Origin of the sequence: Pseudoalteromonas sp. L23 (assembly GCF_021728455.1) — a bacterium.
In the GTDB taxonomy this organism is placed as follows: domain Bacteria; phylum Pseudomonadota; class Gammaproteobacteria; order Enterobacterales; family Alteromonadaceae; genus Pseudoalteromonas.
In genome coordinates this window covers 246,562-263,603 of sequence record NZ_JAKKCW010000004.1, presented here as the reverse complement: position 1 = coordinate 263,603, position 17,042 = coordinate 246,562, and the positions used below count along the sequence as shown (strand labels likewise).

The 17,042-nt window shown below is 40.1% G+C and carries 13 protein-coding genes; 3 read left to right on the top strand and 10 right to left on the bottom strand.

Annotation, left to right across the window (positions count from 1 at the left end):
• Nucleotides 1-6: 6 nt before the first annotated feature.
• The 6 genes from tviB to wecA all read right to left on the bottom strand — a co-directional run bounded on the left by tviB (nt 7) and on the right by wecA (nt 8,953).
• Entirely contained in the window at nt 7-1,281 is a 1,275-nt protein-coding gene (gene tviB, locus L3V43_RS09850; RefSeq protein ID WP_237116472.1) for a Vi polysaccharide biosynthesis UDP-N-acetylglucosamine C-6 dehydrogenase TviB, read from the bottom strand.
• Nucleotides 1,282-2,032: 751 nt separating this feature from the next.
• Nucleotides 2,033-4,267, bottom strand: coding sequence for a polysaccharide biosynthesis tyrosine autokinase (locus L3V43_RS09845; RefSeq protein WP_237116471.1), 2,235 nt, complete (start codon nt 4,265-4,267; stop codon nt 2,033-2,035).
• 14 nt (nt 4,268-4,281) lie between these two features.
• The gene (locus L3V43_RS09840; RefSeq protein WP_010605767.1) at nt 4,282-4,716 is read right to left on the bottom strand and encodes a low molecular weight protein-tyrosine-phosphatase; all 435 of its coding nucleotides are present in this window, start codon (nt 4,714-4,716) and stop codon (nt 4,282-4,284) included.
• A 12-nt stretch (nt 4,717-4,728) separates the two neighbouring features.
• A complete protein-coding gene (locus L3V43_RS09835) occupies nt 4,729-5,844 on the bottom strand; it encodes a polysaccharide export protein (RefSeq protein ID WP_010605768.1) in 1,116 nt (371 codons plus the stop codon).
• A gap of 753 nt (nt 5,845-6,597) precedes the next feature.
• Nucleotides 6,598-7,077, bottom strand: coding sequence for a transcription/translation regulatory transformer protein RfaH (gene rfaH, locus L3V43_RS09830; RefSeq protein WP_010605769.1), 480 nt, complete (start codon nt 7,075-7,077; stop codon nt 6,598-6,600).
• A gap of 838 nt (nt 7,078-7,915) precedes the next feature.
• Nucleotides 7,916-8,953 carry a UDP-N-acetylglucosamine--undecaprenyl-phosphate N-acetylglucosaminephosphotransferase gene (gene wecA, locus L3V43_RS09825; protein WP_039841210.1) on the bottom strand — a complete coding sequence of 346 codons (1,038 nt, stop codon included), beginning with the start codon at nt 8,951-8,953 and terminating at the stop codon, nt 7,916-7,918.
• Nucleotides 8,954-9,423: 470 nt separating this feature from the next.
• On the opposite strand from wecA, the gene L3V43_RS09820 reads away from it, so the two are divergent.
• The 3 genes from L3V43_RS09820 (at nt 9,424) to L3V43_RS09810 (ending at nt 12,466) form a co-directional block, all read left to right on the top strand.
• Complete coding sequence (locus tag L3V43_RS09820) at nt 9,424-10,332, top strand: Wzz/FepE/Etk N-terminal domain-containing protein (protein ID WP_010605771.1); 909 nt, start codon at nt 9,424-9,426, stop codon at nt 10,330-10,332.
• A gap of 163 nt (nt 10,333-10,495) precedes the next feature.
• Nucleotides 10,496-11,209 (top strand): WecB/TagA/CpsF family glycosyltransferase, encoded by a 714-nt coding sequence (locus L3V43_RS09815; RefSeq protein ID WP_237116469.1) that lies wholly within the window; start codon nt 10,496-10,498, stop codon nt 11,207-11,209.
• A gap of 3 nt (nt 11,210-11,212) precedes the next feature.
• On the top strand, nt 11,213-12,466 hold the full coding sequence (locus tag L3V43_RS09810; protein ID WP_010605773.1) for an O-antigen ligase family protein: 1,254 nt from the start codon (nt 11,213-11,215) through the stop codon (nt 12,464-12,466).
• Between the two features lie 603 nt (nt 12,467-13,069).
• On the opposite strand, the gene L3V43_RS23805 is transcribed toward L3V43_RS09810, so the two are convergent.
• The 4 genes from L3V43_RS23805 to L3V43_RS09790 are packed head-to-tail and all read right to left on the bottom strand — an operon-like array spanning nt 13,070 to nt 17,040.
• On the bottom strand, nt 13,070-15,067 hold the full coding sequence (locus L3V43_RS23805) for a secretin N-terminal domain-containing protein (protein ID WP_010605775.1): 1,998 nt from the start codon (nt 15,065-15,067) through the stop codon (nt 13,070-13,072).
• Between the two features lies 1 nt (nt 15,068).
• Nucleotides 15,069-15,548, bottom strand: a complete 480-nt coding sequence (locus tag L3V43_RS09800) for a hypothetical protein (RefSeq protein ID WP_010605776.1) — start codon at nt 15,546-15,548, stop codon at nt 15,069-15,071.
• Nucleotides 15,545-16,024, bottom strand: a complete 480-nt coding sequence (locus L3V43_RS09795; RefSeq protein WP_158299099.1) for a hypothetical protein — start codon at nt 16,022-16,024, stop codon at nt 15,545-15,547. The genes L3V43_RS09800 and L3V43_RS09795 overlap by 4 nt, the downstream gene beginning before the upstream one ends.
• 59 nt (nt 16,025-16,083) lie before the next feature.
• Nucleotides 16,084-17,040 carry a hypothetical protein gene (locus tag L3V43_RS09790; RefSeq protein ID WP_102056090.1) on the bottom strand — a complete coding sequence of 319 codons (957 nt, stop codon included), beginning with the start codon at nt 17,038-17,040 and terminating at the stop codon, nt 16,084-16,086.
• Between the last annotated feature and the right edge of the window lie 2 nt (nt 17,041-17,042).

Sequence of the window (17,042 nt, the reverse complement as noted above, 5' to 3'; positions counted from 1 at the left end):
CTGTTTTTATAGCCGTATATCCACGGCTTGTTTTGGTAACACATATTTTAAGTCGTACAATACGTGCTCTTTTTTGCCTAGCTTTTTGATTTCCTCAGCACCAAGCTCTTTAAACTCATTGTGACCTACAGCGAGAATAATCGCATCGTAGTGGCCATGCTTGTGCTCAGCAGTCAATGAGAGGCCATATTCATGTTGTGCTTCTTCATTTGAACACCAAGGGTCGACAATATCTACGTTGATATTGTATTCACTAAGCTCTGTAATAATATCCACTACTTTGGTATTTCTAAGATCTGGGCAGTTTTCCTTAAAGGTTAATCCCATCACCAAAACATTTGCACCTTCAACCTGAATGCGTCTTTTCAGCATTTTTTTGACTAGCTCAGATACCACATGTTTACCCATACCATCATTTAGACGACGACCGGCCAAGATCATCTCAGGATGATAACCAACACTTTGTGCTTTATGGGTTAAATAATATGGGTCAACGCCAATGCAGTGTCCCCCCACTAAACCTGGGCGGAATGGTAAAAAGTTCCACTTGGTGCCTGCCGCTTCAAGTACTTCAAGGGTGTCGATATTGAGTTTATTAAAAATAATAGAGAGCTCGTTTATCAAGGCAATGTTTACATCACGTTGGGTGTTTTCTATTACCTTGGCCGCCTCTGCAACTTTAATTGAGCTCGCTTTATGTGTGCCTGCTGTAATAATTGACTTATACAACTGATCTACAAACTCAGCAACTTCAGGTGTTGAACCACTGGTTACTTTTAAAATATTGGTTACTCGGTGCTCTTTATCACCTGGATTAATTCGCTCAGGTGAGTACCCAGCAAAAAAGTCTTGATTAAACTTAAGACCAGAAACTTGCTCTACAACAGGTAAGCATGCTTCTTCTGTTGCACCAGGATATACAGTGGACTCATAAACAATGATATCGCCCTTGTCGACGACCTTTCCTAGCATTTCACTGGCTTTAATTAGTGGTGTTAAGTCAGGCTGTTTGTGCTTATCTATTGGAGTAGGTACAGTTACGATGTATAGATTACATGCTTTAAGATCGCCTACGTTATAAGAGTATTGCAAGTGTGGTGCTTCTTTTAGCTCTTCATCACTGACTTCTAGCGTTGAGTCATGCCCTGCAAGTAATTCATTTACTCGGTTTTGGTTAATATCAAAACCAAGTGTTGCATATTTTTTTCCAAATTCTACCGCTAGAGGAAGGCCGACGTAGCCTAACCCTATAACACCAATTTTTACTTTATTTAAATCCATATACATCTCGCTTGGTGAATGTTTAATTTTGATTTCTTTAGAAGAAAGTTAAGGAATATGTCCGACCGCTCTTGTCGTTTTATATTTGGCCGCAATTTTAATTTTTGTTACGAGTCGCGACATAAAGTCGCTGCTACGATTCGTAACGTAAAGTCGCTGCTACGAGTCGTAACGTAAAGCCGTTCTACGAGTCGCGACATAAAGTCGCTGCTACGAGTCGCGACGTAAAGTCGCTGCTACGAGTCGTAACGTAAAATCGTTGCTACGGGTCGTAACATAAAGTCGCTGCTACGAGTCGTAACGTAAAGCCGCTGCTACGGTCGTAACATAAAGTCGTTGCTACGGGTCGCGACGTAAAGTCGCTGCTACGGGTCGCGACGTAAAGTCGCTGCTACGAGTCGCGACATAAAGTCGCTGCTACGAGTCGCGACGTAAAGTCGCTGCTACGGGTCGTAACGTAAAGCCGTTCTACGAGTCGCGACATAAAGTCGCTGCTACTGGTCGTAACGTAAAGCCGTTGCTACGAGTCGCGACGTAAAGTCGCTGCTACGAGTCGTAACGTAAAATCGTTGCTACGAGTCGTAACGTAAAATCGTTGCAACGAGTCGCGACGTAAAGCCGTTCTACGAGTCGCGACATAAAGTCGCTGCTACGAGTCGTAACGTAAAGTCGCTGCTACGAGCCGTAACGTAAAGCCGTTCTACGAGTCGCGACGTAAAGTCGCTGCTACGGGTTGCAGCGACATAACCTGCTATGCTTTATCTGATTTGTACTCGTAGTTGTAGTAGCCGTAGTAACCATAGGCATTAGTTGATTTACGAACAACACCGTTGAATACCACCCCTTTTACATCAATACCATTTTGCTCAAAACGATTTCGTGTAATTTCTAGCTCTTTTGCATGGTTTTGACCAAAACGGGTTACTAGTAATGTTGTGCCTGCATGCGCACTCACAATAGCAGGGTCTGTTACCGCTAAGATTGGCGGTGTATCAATAATAACTAAGTCGTACATTTTGCTCACTTCACCAATCAACTTGCTAAAGTTTTCATGCATTAGTAGCTCTGAAGGGTTAGGCGGTATTTGGCCTCGGGTCATTACTTGCAAACCTTCAACTTGGCTTGGCTTAATCACCTGCGCTAAATTCAATCGGCCAGAGAGGTAATCACTTAAACCGTCATCCCATTTCATGCCAAACTGAGTTTGCAGGTAGCCTTTACGCATATCAGCGTCAATAACAAGAATGCGTTTGCCACTTTGCGCCAGCACAGTGGCAAGGTTTACGGTAATAAAGGATTTACCCACGCCAGGACTTGGGCCTGAGATAGCAATAACATTGTTTTTTGCTTCTAGCATAGCAAAGTGCAAGCTAGTACGGAGGCTACGTAGCGCCTCAACAGAAAGGTCTGCTGGGTTATCCATGGCAAGTATAGATTTTGCCTTTGCCACTTTGCCCTTACGCGCCTTTGCAAAACCGGTGAGTTTTACTTGGTACTCTGAGAATGGCACGCTGGCGTATACAGGCAAACCTAATGCTTCTATTTCCGCTGGGTCTTCAATACCTTTGTGCAGTGCTTTTTGCACCAGTACAATCGCAACGGCTAACATTCCGCCCAACATGGTTGCCATCACAACGATTAGTGCTTTTTTAGGTTTGACTGGCTGGGTAGTATTTACCTCTGCGTAATCCACTATGCGAACGTTACCTACCGTACCCGCGCGTACAATATCTAACTCTTGCGTTTTACCCAAAAGCAGCGTGTAGATTTCGTTATTTACTTCTACATCACGCTTTAAGCGTAGCAGCTCGCGCTGAGTCTCTGGTAAGCCTTGTACTTCACCAGCTAATTCGTTGCGTTGGCGCTTTACGGTATCAATTTGCTCTACCACACCGCGGTAAGAGGGGTGTTCACGCTTAAATTTACGGCCAAGTTCTAAACGCTTTAGCTCTAACTCTTGCAGTTTAGTTTCTAGTTTTACAATTTGCTCTAAAACGCCTTGTGTTTCTAGGCTAATATCAATAGATTCTTGGCGAATTTGGTAGTCATTAAAGGCTTTTTCTGCACGTTCTAGGTTACGTTTAACTTCTGGAAGCTGCACCTCTAAAAACTCAAGAGACTGCTGCGCCTCCGCGCTATTACGCTCCACGTTGCGACGCACATAAATACCAGCCACTTTATCTAACACTTTTTCTGCATATTCAGGACTAGCACTCTGAAGTGCCAAGTTAATAATACCTGAGTCTTTCCCCTTCTCAGACGCTGATATTGCACTTTGCAGATCTAAAATCGTCTGAAGACGGTTACGTTTAACGATTGAAAACTCGGTCTCTGGACGTGCTATCAAAGTCTTAATGGTCAGCTCAAATTGACCTTGCTTTACTTCCTCGCCCACTTTACCTGCAAGTACTTCGTCACCATCACTAGTTAATAATGCAAATGACTCATCAGCCCTAGCTTGTAAAATAAAAGAAGTACCTATGGCACCACTTGGCACTTTAAATCGGTGTATTTCAACTTGCTCACCACCCCATGCGTAAGAGTTTGCGCCGAGGCTTGACTCAGCTACTTCACCTTCACTTTGTGCAACAAACTTACGGAAGCTGCGCCCTCCAATAACCGGAAACAACTTAGGTTTAACCACTGTATCTAAATTTAATGTGTCGACCGCTTCACCAATAACGCTTCTAGATTTTAGTAGCTCAATTTCGGTTACTGCGGCAGAGGTACTTTCAAACATACCAGACATATCATCAAAACCGGGAACAGAACCGCCCTTTTCCTCTACCTGTACCATTGCAGTTGCTTGGTAGATTGGCGTGCTAAATATTGCGTAGGCTATACCTAACAGCATAAATAGTGCAGTAATGCCTGCGATAAAAAACTTAGCATCTAATAATGCGCCAACTAGCGCCATTAAATCGATTTCTTGCGTCTCTTCTTTTGATGACTTTTGGTTAGAGATAAGATTTGGCTGAGCATTCATATACTCACGGATCCTTATAAATACTGTTGCCAAGCGCCACAGGCGCTATCGATAAGCTCATAAACATGCTCAAACGCTTCACGTGATTGGCGATACGGATCTGGAATTTCTTTATCGCCAATCCATTTACCAAGTAAAAAGGTTTTGCCACGAGCTTGAGGGTAACGGCTGCAAAGATCAGTTAAATGCCTTTGCTCCATTACGAGGATGAGACTATTTTGTGCGACCAAGGTACCAGTTAACTGGCGACCTTGGTGCTCACTCATGTCGATTCCTTGTTCTTTCGCCAACTCCTGCGCTAATGCATCAGCGGCTTTTCCTTCTAGGGCGGTTAATCCAGCTGACGAAACAGCTACATTTTTGCCACTTAGTTTGTTTTTTAGCAGATACTCTGCCGTAGGACTGCGGCAGATGTTACCTGCACAAACCATTAAAACACTATCAAACATGAGTACTCACAATTACTGATTTTCTATATCTTGAATCGCATCCACTGTAGACAGTGAAGGCAATAATAAACTGATAACTTTGTTCCAACGAGCAAGTGGCGCGCTAGTCACATACACAATATCTTGTGGCTCAAGTTCAAACTGTTCAGCAAGTACTAAAGAGGCTACGTTTTTAGCATGTAGCTGATATACATCTGCAAGCACACCATCTTTTTGCAGGTCGCGCTTACGCAAGACAAAAACACCGTTTGCGTCTGCTGTACGCTCGTTAAAGCCACCAACATCCGTTAGCGCTTCAGCTAGGCTTAAACCATAGCGGTTTACGTCTACTTTGCCCGCTTTAATCACATCACCCAACACATACACGTTGCGTTTATCATTACGACTTACGTGTACAATATCACCGTGTCTAAGTAAGCGATTTTGTGAAATATCACCTTCGGCATAAAAATCATCGAGTTGAATAACTTCTGTTTTGTCACCACGAGTAAAGGTTACCGTTTCCCAATCTGCGCTTTCTGTTAAACCGCCTGCTTGGTTTATCGCATCAATGAGTGTCACTGGAGTTTCTGTGATTGGATACACACCAGGTTTTGTAACTTCACCGGTTACATACGCTTTTTGGCTTTTAAAACCAACCACTTTCACGTCGATTTGCGGTTCTTCAATAACACGACTTAGCCTTTTTGCAAGGTCAGTTCTAAGCTCGGTTACTGTGCGACCAGCAGCAGGAACCTTTGGCGCATAAGCAAAGTTGATTGTACCATCGGCTTGAACACGGAAACCGTCAAACTCTGCTGTTCGTTGTACAGCTGCTGGAATGGTGAGTTCAGGATGATCCCACACACCAATGGTGATTACATCACCTACGCCAAGACGATATTCATAATTTGAAACATCAATACCCGCGAGCGACGAGTGATCAATTTGTTTCGCTCGTTTGATTTTATGTTCTTGCACCAATTGCGAGTCGATAATATGAATATTTACTTTTTCAAGATCTCGCTCAAGGTTTGCAGTTTGTTCACCAGAACCTATTCCTTCGAAATGGCCACCTGGAACGAGTGTACAGCCACTCATTGCAAGTAATACAGTTGAAGCAATGATAGTTTTACAGCGTAGCGCCATTGTATCTTCCCAAAAGTGTTTATAGTCTTTTCTTTTAATTACTTTTATTGCCTTTTACTTAATAACGTATAGACAACAGAAATTTCGTGGGCTAATTAAAGCATGCACGATTGTTAATCGCAAGTGAGTACTAGGTTTTGCAGCTGTTCTCACTCTTAGTTCCGTGTTTTATCTGCTATGTGATAAGAATTTGTGTCTTAATCCCGCAAATTTTCACCTGAGCCCTTTATTTAGCACAACCCGTTTTATTCACCATTTCGCAACTAACACACTAAATATAGAACGAAGAGCTAATTAATACAGTCTCACTAAGATAGAACGTCTATTCATCTACCATCTAGGGACACAACTGCCTGACTCAACCCTTCTCAATATATTTAGGCACGCTTCCGCCCTTAGGTTGCAGCTCCTAAATGCTGTTCTAGTTTTTATTTGTTGTGCTTCGGCCGCAAATATATCTCAAGATGATGTATCTACACTTAACTTAACGCACCCAAATAAAGTGCCGCTCAGCTAACAGCCATAGCTTTGTGCTTTTACAGTAGCTTGCTGCTGTGTTATCCAGCTAATTTACTATTCTTAGTAGAATCAAAGTTGCAGAGTAAATCCAGCCTACAGGGGCCAAATCCACTCACACCGTTCTGTTTTTGCTCTTTTGAGTAGAGAAGGTTTAAATTTCAACTTCAGATAACTTAACCGACAACACAGTACACCTTTAATATTACAAATAAATAAGAATAAAGGATTGATTTTTCATTGTACCTTTTTGATTGTGCTGTTATCAACAACTATTCTCGTATACTGATTAAGCAATTTAATTAATAAAATGCTTCGAACTTCTCCGTCAGGTTGTTGAAATATTGCGTGAATATCCTTATAGCAACCGTCTGTCAACTGAACCAGATCGCCCTCTTTCAAGTCGCATTGCACCTCAACATTGCAAGATTGCATGAGCTCATTAACTAGTTCATCCGGTACTATTTGCAGATCCATTCCATATCGAATGAAATTAGCAACACCTCGAGTGTTTTTTACCGCAGAAAAGTGTGAAGAATGTGGATCAAGACGAACAAATAAATACCGTGGAAAAAGAGGTTGTGTTACCGCTTTCGCACTTGAGTTTTTTTGTTTTATGAAAGTCGGGAAGCAAGATACGATCCCTTGACTTTGAAGATTTGACTGTGCTCTGAATTCCTGTTTTGGTTTACAGTAGAGCAAATACCAGCATTCCATGCGTTGCGTTCCTATAAATAAGCCTGACGGTTTAGGCTCACTATTATACGTATATTCTCAATTGCGTCCACCCTAAAACAGTGCCAATAAAACGCAAACAGCAGCTTTTTTAGCAACGCTTTGTAACGCCAAGCTATTTAGTTAAGTGCGATTACACAACATTAATTTTAAGCACATAAATGAATACTCCCTACAAACTAAAGTGAGGTAGAACCTCATGATCTCTTATGTTCTAATAAAGATAGATAACACTTTCTACTCGTTCTCTTCGTACAAAAACTGTTATTTCAGATATGGCTTTTCAAAAATACTGTTGGAAACCAGTGACTCAAAACGATAAAGACCTAGCACACTTACAGTTGCATAGTTGTTAATAATAAGAACAAAATTTCAACCTTACCTCCTATATGGAGTATTACTCACCCACTAGGAGTAACTTAGTTGAGGATCTCTCAAATGTTAGAGTGCGCGTTAAAAGCGCATTTTACAGTAAAGAAAAGAGCGGACTGGTTAATTTGCTTGCAATAGACTAGCTATTGGCGCACAAATTTGCCTTGTATTAAGAAGTAACTTCTGGCTAGCGTGATATTGCGCTTTTGAACTTAGGTATTTTAATAGCTTAACTAACTTCTTATCCCGAGTTCCGGTTATATAGCGAAATTTTAGCAGGATTTTGAAACTTGATAACACTGACCGAGAATGGTTTTTGAAACATGAATAACTTTAAGCGCATTCACACCATTTACTTGTATTTTTGAACTACTAATCATCTAGATTGAAGAATTAGCGCAACCCTAAGCTTGCTCAGATCTGCGCTAACTGTTCAGCAAAGAGAACCCTATGCGCGGTGCTTTCTGTACCATTTTAGGATTCGCCATACATGCAAAATTGCGTAGTTATAAACTAAGAAAATTCCGATAAAAGCGACAAACATCACAGATTCTGGAATCTCAAATAGCTCTCCCGCAACGCCTATCGACGCAAATAAAGCACCAATCAGGGAGATTACTAATAAGGCTTGTCGTGAGTTAAAGCCGGCGCGTAAAAATATGTGATGCAGGTGGTCGCGATCAGGGCTAAATGGTGATTTCCCTTTCCGTATACGACGAATAATAATAGCCGCCATGTCCATCAAAGGAACAGCAACTATCCAAAGTGCTGTTACGGGCCTAAAAGAACTTGTCGCCCCTTGAGTGTTGATGGCAAGTAACCACACCACGGTAAAACCAATGAACATACTGCCAGCATCGCCCATAAAAATTTTCTTATACTGAGTTCCAAAAGCACCCAAGTTGAAAATCAAATAAGGAACTAGAGCGACTACCAACAAAACTGACAGTAAATTTTCTTGCCCACTCAAAAACAACAGAATAGATATCGCGCTCAGCGTAATGATAGCCATAGTCCCCAAAAGTCCATCAATACCGTCAACCATGTTAAAAGCATTGATGATTCCGATCACAGCGACGTAGGTAAATAACACGCCAAACCAGCCGAGATTAATGTCTCCAAATGAGAAAAGATCCCCTAGATTTTGAATATAACTATCTATCGAGAATATCATTAGGGAAGCAACAACAATTTGAAAAAATATTCTAAAGCGCACACTCAAATCGTGCTTGTCATCCATCACTCCTATCAGCACCATGAGGCCTGATGCTAAAAGGTAACAACCTAATTCGATACTAAAAGGAAAAAAGAGGCTAGATGTAATGAAAATACTACTAAAAACGGCAATTCCACCGATTAGGGGTATATGTCCTTCATGCTTCTTTCTCTCGTTCGGCTTATCAACCAAATTAAAACGGATCGCCATGGGCCGCACGACACCAATTGCGGCTAAAGACATTGCGAACGAAAACAATAAGGCTAACATGAGCTCCACTATAGATTCTCCATTAATGAATTCACCTGAATAGTCGAGTTTGAAGTACAAAATCTGTGAATGTAAAAATATAAAACCACTCTATGACCTCTTTGTCGTTTACAACCTCTTCAGTGAGCGCATGCAGGTGTGTTCTTTAAAACTGGAGCATTATAGCCGATTGATACCACCAATGCACTACCCAAACAACCGCTTCAATAGATGTTTTACATAAATTTGAAACGAATAAAAACGTTCTTGTTGTGATCTTTTGTTATTTAACGTTAACCCGTGAATTGCTCTTGTCTTAAACAAAAGCAGCCCCGCTGTCCAAACTAATGATAATCACATGTTTTATCAGTAAAAATATCCAAGCTTAGCCATACTTTACATGCCTATTAAGATTACATAGCAACCTGTTTATTGATCTTTCAAATCCTGTATAATGCATCTTTTTTTAAGCATCATGGAATAATTGCCTAATGTCCGAGTCGACACTAATCACGCGGAATGAACCACCTGAATTTTCAGAATTAGCTAAGTTTTTATGGTCAGCAAAACTAATGATATTAGGCATCAGTTTTATATTTGCTATCGCCGGAGTGATGTTAGCGCTCAGCTTACCAAACACATATCGTTCGAGCGTAGTGTTAGCACCAACACAAAGCTTGAAAAATGCATCAGCTGACTTAGGTAGTTCTTTAGGAGGACTTGCTGCATTAGCTGGAATTTCACCAGCCCAAAACGGTGGATTTAAAACTGAAGTCGCACTGGCAAAACTTCAAAGCAAAGAATTTTTATACCGATTATTTGATGAACAGAACTTAATCATTCCACTCATCGCATCCAAATCATGGGATGTTGAAACTAATACGCTCACTCTTGACGAGGCAATAATAGACCCTAAGACGACTCAGTTCCTTGAGTTGGATGAACGAGCACAACTGTGGGAAACCTACAAAGCTTTTTCCAAAATGCTTAGTGTAGAAGAGCAAAGAAATGGGATGTTTACCATTTCGTTTGAACACCTTTCGCCGTACTTTGCCCAGAAGATATTGGACACATTGATAAGCGAAATTAATCAAACAATGCAAACTTACGACATCAAGCAAGCTGAAAAAAGTATTGAGTATTTAAATAGAAAGTTAGAACAAACAACTATTGCAGATATGCAAGTGGTCTTTTATCGTTTGATTGAAGAGCAAACGAAGCAAAAAATGCTCACTGAAATTGAAGACGAATATATCTTTACCACAATTGATCCACCAAGCTTCGAAGAAGAGAAGTATGCACCAAAGCGCGCTTTTATCGTAATCATCTTAACGATTTTAGGTGGTTTATTTGCAACTTTTATCTATCTCGTCCGCTTTTACTCACAAAGAAATAGATAAACACATAGACGTTGGTAATACATCAAAGTGTTGTTACCAACGAATACAAATTACAACTTTGGTAATTTACTCTTTTTGATAGCAATGTTGTTATTTGTGAGCGGAATACGAAAAGGCTATTACAAGCCAATAAACTAATCTACGGTAATAAAATTCACTTTTTATGAAAGACCTTCTCAATAAAAAAATTTACTCAGGCGACCAGTTTGATGCAATACGAGCAAATGCCTTAAAGGCAGACAGGCCTGTTGCGATTTCATTCGTTAACCCATTTTCTTACCATGAAGTACAAAAACGGCCTGAGCTGGTCGAAAATATTGATTACTTTTTTTCAGATGGTGCGCTACTTTGTAAGCTAAATAACTTGTTTCTACCTAAAATAACGCGTGCAAGTTTTGACTATAGCTCAATTGCAGCACCGTTTCTTCAGCATATTAGTGACGAACATTTAAATTTAGCTGTTATTGGTGCAACTGCAGACGAAAATGAAAAAGCAGTAAAGGTCCTCAAGCAACAATATCCAAATATTCATATTGTTTATGCTCGAGACGGGTATATTGATGATACAGCCCCCGTATTGAAAGAGTTGGAAGAACGCAACGTAGATGTAGTATTAGTTGGTATGGGTACTCCATATCAAGAGCAATTCTGCGTAACCGCTAAAAACAAAATTCACTTACCTATGCTGTTCATTACTTGTGGTGGATTTCTAACACAGACTTCAATAAAACCAGATTATTACCACCCTATAATAAAGAAATTAGGACTACGGTGGCTACAACGTATGGTTAAACACAAACATGTTCGGGATCGCGTTATCCGCCAATATCCGAAGTTTATTGTTAGCTACCTATATCACATGCTAAAAAAGAAGTAGTCAATGCAACGAGCTAGCTTTCCTCAATTTGTAACTTTTGCGGCCATATTTCTTCTTTTCTATTGGCCTACGTACTTCATACCGTCAATTGCGCCAACGGTTATGCAAAAGTCTTACTTTATTGTAATGCTTGGAATGTTGACTATCAGCATTTTAGCAACGAGGACAAAGTTCGCTTTACCTAGCTTGGCATATGTCTACTTATTACCTACAGTAGCAATGCTGATTACATTTCCATTTCAGTGGCAACACTTTTCAAGCTTCCACTTTGGCGTATTAATTAAGCCATTTTTTCTGTTTTTTTATACTGCAGCATTCTTTTCTTTGTTACGCACACACTTTCAACTACAAGACTTACCAAAACTTACTAAAGTGCTGCTTGGAATGATGATTCTGCAGCTAGTTTTTATCGCATTGCAGATCATTTTAGGTGATATACCAGCATTAAAAATCATCAACTCAAGGCAAGTTTATGCTGGCTTCGGATTTAGAGCTCCAGGAACCTTTGAATGGGTATACATCACCTGCTATGTCCTCAGTTTTTTCCTTGTCTACTGCATTATGGAGTTTTTCCTAGGAAAAAAGAAAGTAGCAGCTGGCATTAGCATTACTTTTATCTTCTTAGCCATTTTTCTTTCCCAATCTAAGACGGGATATCTAGCCACCGCAATAATTGCCATTTACTTCTCAGCTTTATCCGTTGCATTGAATTTAGGAATAGCAAAAAAACTGCTTATTTTAAAAGGCTGTTTTATAGGCCTAGCTATACTTGCCATCCTCCAGCTAGATATCAATTTACAGTATATTGTCCAATTTATTGAGTTGATGAGTTCAGGTGAATTGGATGGCTCAACGTCAACTAGAAAAGCCCAAACAATTACCGCTTTGAGCCAAGGTCTTGAATACTGGTATTCAGGTTCCCCTCTCGCCTATGACGGAGTGATCATAGAGAATACCTATTTAGATTACTTATTTAGATATGGTCTATTTGGTCTTATTGCTATTACATCTGTATTGATTATTTTTTATTTTTATTCATTGAAGGTATGTTTTACTTCAAGAAGGCATATTGCTACTTTAGGTTTTACACACCTTAAACTGTCCGTATCAGCTCACTTGTCTGTTACCGCAGCTATTCTTTATGCTTTTACAGGCACTCCCTTAGATGCCTACCGCTCTGCGCTTTGGTCTGCGTTTGTCGCCGCACTGATGGTTTATCTTGATTACCTGAGTAAGGACCATATCAAAAGCACATAATTTCCTCCATAAAATGAAACATTAACTGCTGACGATGTATATCGTAACACGGCATAAGCTATGGCGTATTTTTACCACAGGAAGTCGACTGTCGATTCTGAATATTGGCGTTTTGATGCTCAGACTGGCTGCACTAAATCAATCCAAACTGAGCATTACCTTTGTCAACAGCACTTCTGTCACTGCCATTGCACAGTGCTTTGCACTTTTAATAGCTAAACATAAAAAAGCTGTAAGCGTCGCCTAAACCTCACCTAGCAACTGAATCTGCTCGACTTAGAAAGCACTACCAATCAATGAGTTTTACCTGCTTCACTAGCCCATAACGCGGTGAAACAATATCAATCAGCTTGATTTAAAACAGGTGTTTTTGTGGAGTGTGCATGGTTGATTTTGGTTTCAATTCTTACACTTGAATTGCAATTTTTTTGCTTGTGTGATTCAAAAAGCAGAAATTTGAGGATAGTAAGATCGTTTAGATCTTCAAGTAATTCAATAAATCAAATTAGTTTCAGGATGAGCCAATTAGTACTAGGCTGTTACAAAACTCTTAACCAACTCAAAAGCGCTGTTCACCTTTAGTGAGCAGCGCTTCAACCCGACCTAATTAATCGTTATAGGTGTACTGTAAAGCTCTGACAGTGCATTTGTGAAGTCATCCACTTCGGTAGACTCTTTTACAATCTTGGTTGTTATCAACATGATTAACTCTGTTTTGGTTACAGAGTCAGACTTACTTTTAAATAGATTACCTAGTAATGGCAATTCTGAAAGTAAGGGGACGCTATTGTCCTGATCATTTTTAGACTCTTGGATAAGCCCCCCTAATGCAACCGTCTGCCCATCACTCGATAATATTTCGGTGCTAATTGAACGGTTTGTAATCACCGGTGAATTTGAACCACCTAACTCATTCGATTCTGCATTACTATTTGACATAGAAACGGATAACGAGATAACTCCTTGTGAGTTAATCGTTGGCGATATACTTACACTAATCCCTGTAGAACGATACTGTACGGAATTTGATACCGAGTTATTATTACCTATATCTTCTACCGTTTGGGTAATAATTGGTACCTGCAGCCCAGAGTTGATTGTTGCAGATTCGCCATCTCTGACAATAAAATATGGTCTCGATAATACTCGAATATCTTCGCTCTTATCTTTCCATTGAGGTTCAGCTTTCCAGTTGCCTGATATTACCGTACCAGCAATAGCACCTTCAGCACTACTCAGGGTAAAACTACTTCCAGGTTTCTTCATCCCCTTGCTGTTATACGCCCATTCAACTCCAGTGGCTGCTGAGTCTGTCAATGTGACTTCTAAAATAGTGACATCAAGGATTACCTGGCCCGGTAAAGAATCCATCTTTTCAAGTAGAGATTCGACCAAGCGGTACTCGTCTTTTGTCGCATAGAATATCAATGAGTTTTGTTGTTTATTCAAAGAGAAGCTTAGCTTTCCATCAGGGGTTGATCCGCCTTGAGCTGAGCTGCTCTCACCGTTTTTATCTGATTGGAAATTCTGCAATAATGGGGCTAATGCCGTTTTCATATCTTCTGCTTTTGCATATAGCGGCTTAAACACAAAATATTGGCGCTCATCTCCAGCTATTGGCACATCTATTTTTTGTGCCCAGAAGCTCATTCTATCCACAATTTCCGCACTGCTGGCATAAACAACAACAGAGTTGATACGTGGAATGGTAACAAAGGATACATCGCCGCTAGAGCCCATAGCTAATCCATCTTCAGTTAGCAGCTCTCTAATTTTCTTAACACCATCGTCAGGTGCAATGTGGGCAAACTCAAATAATCTGATTTCTCTTCCGTATGCTCTTGGGACATCAAGCATATTAATCAGGTTAACCGCTCTAATTATTTCACTCTTCTCGCCCTCTAATATAAGTAACTTTTGAGCTCCATAAACGGTTACCGTCGCTGTCGATAACTTATCTAAAATGCTAGTTAAATTTCTACTGCTGCTATATACAAATGGAACTATTTGAGTGATAGCTCCTCCAACATCAGGAACATCTTCTACAGCTTTACCTATACCAACAGAAATTGTGTTTTTCTTGTCCCTACCCTGCGCTAAAGTAAGGTAGATAATTTTGTCTTTGTAGTACGCGCTAATTCCACTTTCTTGCATTGTTTTAATAACAGCCTGGTAAAACTCAGGACGTGGAATTTCTTCAGAGAAATTTAATGTCAGCTTTTTACTAGATGCAGCTAATTCAGCAGATAGTACATAATTGATACCCAAAATTTCTTGAAATGCACGATTAGAAAACTCTTTTATTGGCAGTTCATCCGCGGCAAATGATACACTTGGCCCTTCTAACGCAGGCACATCAATAGAATCTTGATTTACTGCCGATACACCGCCCCAGTCACTAATGTCAGTTTCACTGTAAACGCGTTCGGATTTACTCCCGCTTTCTTCAAGATTTTCACTTTCAATTGCAGCGCGCTCACTGCTAATAATTGAAGGGGTAACTTTTAATTCCTTGTTTAACTTTGGGTTGTTGGCTGCACAGCCGGAAACCAACAACACGCTAAAAAATAAGGCGTTATGATTTATTTTTGAAAATACCACTTTAAACGTCTCCAGCTTGTGGGGATACTTCAACCTCTAATAGAACACTTTTATACATTTCAATGCTGATATTATTACCATCAGATATAATAACTGAACCTGCAATAATATCATTAACTGTATAATGGAAAAATGATTCACCAATTGAGACTGGTTTTATCTCATTAATATTGTCACCCGTGACCCTAAGCAGCGCCTGAGATTTTCCACCGGTTACATATATTGCGATAGGTGAAACCTTTACCTCTGTGACTTTCTTTTCATTACTTTGTACTTTTTCGATTTTTTTGTATTCAACATTAAAAAAATCTGCGAAACGTTTTGGTTCAAACTTCTCAAACGTCACTTTTGCTTTCTGGTTTTGGTCAAGTTCGTTGTTTAAATTAACCTCTTCATACGAGCTTTGAAGGCTTATGATGTACGATATAAACAAATAACAGGCAAAAATTAACGCCGTAAAAAAAATGGCTAAGTTTCTCATAATGTTGAATACACCTGCACAAATTCAATGTTTGCCGTTGCAAATCCTTGATTAGCAATTTCTTGGAAAAAAGATACCTGTCTCACCTTTTTTCCTTTTTCTATGTTTTCTAAACTATCTAGCAGCGCAATGATCTGATTAAGCGGCCCTTCTACGTGCAAATTTCCTGTAAAAGCTGAGTAACCATCATTTATTTTTACCGCTCGCTTTGGAGATTTATTATTAACTTCTATTTCGAGTTCCGCAGTTGCATCATCAATTGCTTTTAACCAAATCAAGCTCACATTATCGTCTTTTTTCAAACGGGGAAGGTTGGCAAATGTTTGCAGTTCAGCTTCAAAGCGCTTTTGTTTCTCGTCTAATAGATCAACGGACGTTATTACCTTCTGTTGTTTGCTTATTAATTGATTAAGGCTATCAATTTCTCTTCTTTTATCAGCTACCCAATCCCACCAAGGAAAGACAAAAAATTCCAACACAAGGATCCCTATGATCGCTACTAAGCCTAACTTTGCTTTTGGTGTTAACTGCGCACTCATTTCCAATCTACCTGTATTGAGAATATTTCTTTACCTGAGTTATGTTTGATTAACGCCCTAGTAAACTTTGCTTCTGATACATGTTCCGCTTCACTATACTTTTGTAGCAAAGCAGTGGCATTCGCAGTCCTTCCTCGGAGCTGTGCGCCTGTTGGAATAATAACAACTTGATCGTACATCACCTCTATATCCCCAGTATCAATTAAAGCTAACTTATTCAATACATTCGGGTTTTCTGCAAAAAACACTGTTAATCCTTCAATTTGCGCCCCTCGACCATCCAAGGTCTTTCGTTTTAATAATGCCTCATCAACCACTGGTTCATTCGCTAACTTCAGTGCTTGTAGTGTCGATAGTTTGTATTCAGTATAGAGAGAAGTAGACAACAGAGCGGCCCCTGCGAGCGCTGACAGCGCAATCCCCAACGTTTTATTACTCATTTTTTGTGTTGCTTTACTGACCTGAGTTTTTGTTCGTAAACTGAATAGGTCAGTATAAGATAGGGTGTCCGCAGTCTTTAATAATTCAGTTTGAGTGCTTCCTTCAGTACTTAAGAGTGCAAATGGCGACTCATCTTCCACCCGATCATGCTCAGGTATAATATATAAACAGTCATCAGGAATTTGCTCTTTGGCCGCTGACGGCAAGACAAAAAAAGTGAGCTTGAATTTTTTGGCGTCACTAAGCAGACGAAATTGCCAAAATACCTCACCTTTCAGCGGTAATTTAGTCGCTTTCTCTGCGTTGATAAGGTTCTTTAATTCCGGAAGCAGCTTAAGCGCATATGTTCTTTCAATTACCCAAAGCTGCTGCCGAGCAACAACACATGCTGTCCCTAACGCAAACGAGGGCTTTTTTCGTTCTGTAGATTCCAACTCTCCAGCCGCATTGATGGTGTACTTCAACCACAGTAACGCGTTGACTGAGCCTAGCTTTTTCAGATTCTCATGCATAT

Excerpts from the sequence above, each read along its gene's own strand:
- L3V43_RS09800 (WP_010605776.1), bottom strand. The coding sequence starts at position 15,548 with ATGAGAAACTTAGCCATTTTTTTTACGGCGTTAATTTTTGCCTGTTAT.
- rfaH (WP_010605769.1), bottom strand. The coding sequence starts at position 7,077 with ATGGAATGCTGGTATTTGCTCTACTGTAAACCAAAACAGGAATTCAGA.
- L3V43_RS09840 (WP_010605767.1), bottom strand. The coding sequence starts at position 4,716 with ATGTTTGATAGTGTTTTAATGGTTTGTGCAGGTAACATCTGCCGCAGT.
- L3V43_RS09835 (WP_010605768.1), bottom strand. The coding sequence starts at position 5,844 with ATGGCGCTACGCTGTAAAACTATCATTGCTTCAACTGTATTACTTGCA.
- tviB (WP_237116472.1), bottom strand. The coding sequence starts at position 1,281 with ATGGATTTAAATAAAGTAAAAATTGGTGTTATAGGGTTAGGCTACGTC.
- L3V43_RS09820 (WP_010605771.1), top strand. The coding sequence starts at position 9,424 with ATGTCCGAGTCGACACTAATCACGCGGAATGAACCACCTGAATTTTCA.
- L3V43_RS09810 (WP_010605773.1), top strand. The coding sequence starts at position 11,213 with ATGCAACGAGCTAGCTTTCCTCAATTTGTAACTTTTGCGGCCATATTT.
- L3V43_RS09815 (WP_237116469.1), top strand. The coding sequence starts at position 10,496 with ATGAAAGACCTTCTCAATAAAAAAATTTACTCAGGCGACCAGTTTGAT.
- L3V43_RS09845 (WP_237116471.1), bottom strand. The coding sequence starts at position 4,267 with ATGAATGCTCAGCCAAATCTTATCTCTAACCAAAAGTCATCAAAAGAA.
- wecA (WP_039841210.1), bottom strand. The coding sequence starts at position 8,953 with ATGTTAGCCTTATTGTTTTCGTTCGCAATGTCTTTAGCCGCAATTGGT.
- L3V43_RS09790 (WP_102056090.1), bottom strand. The coding sequence starts at position 17,040 with ATGCATGAGAATCTGAAAAAGCTAGGCTCAGTCAACGCGTTACTGTGG.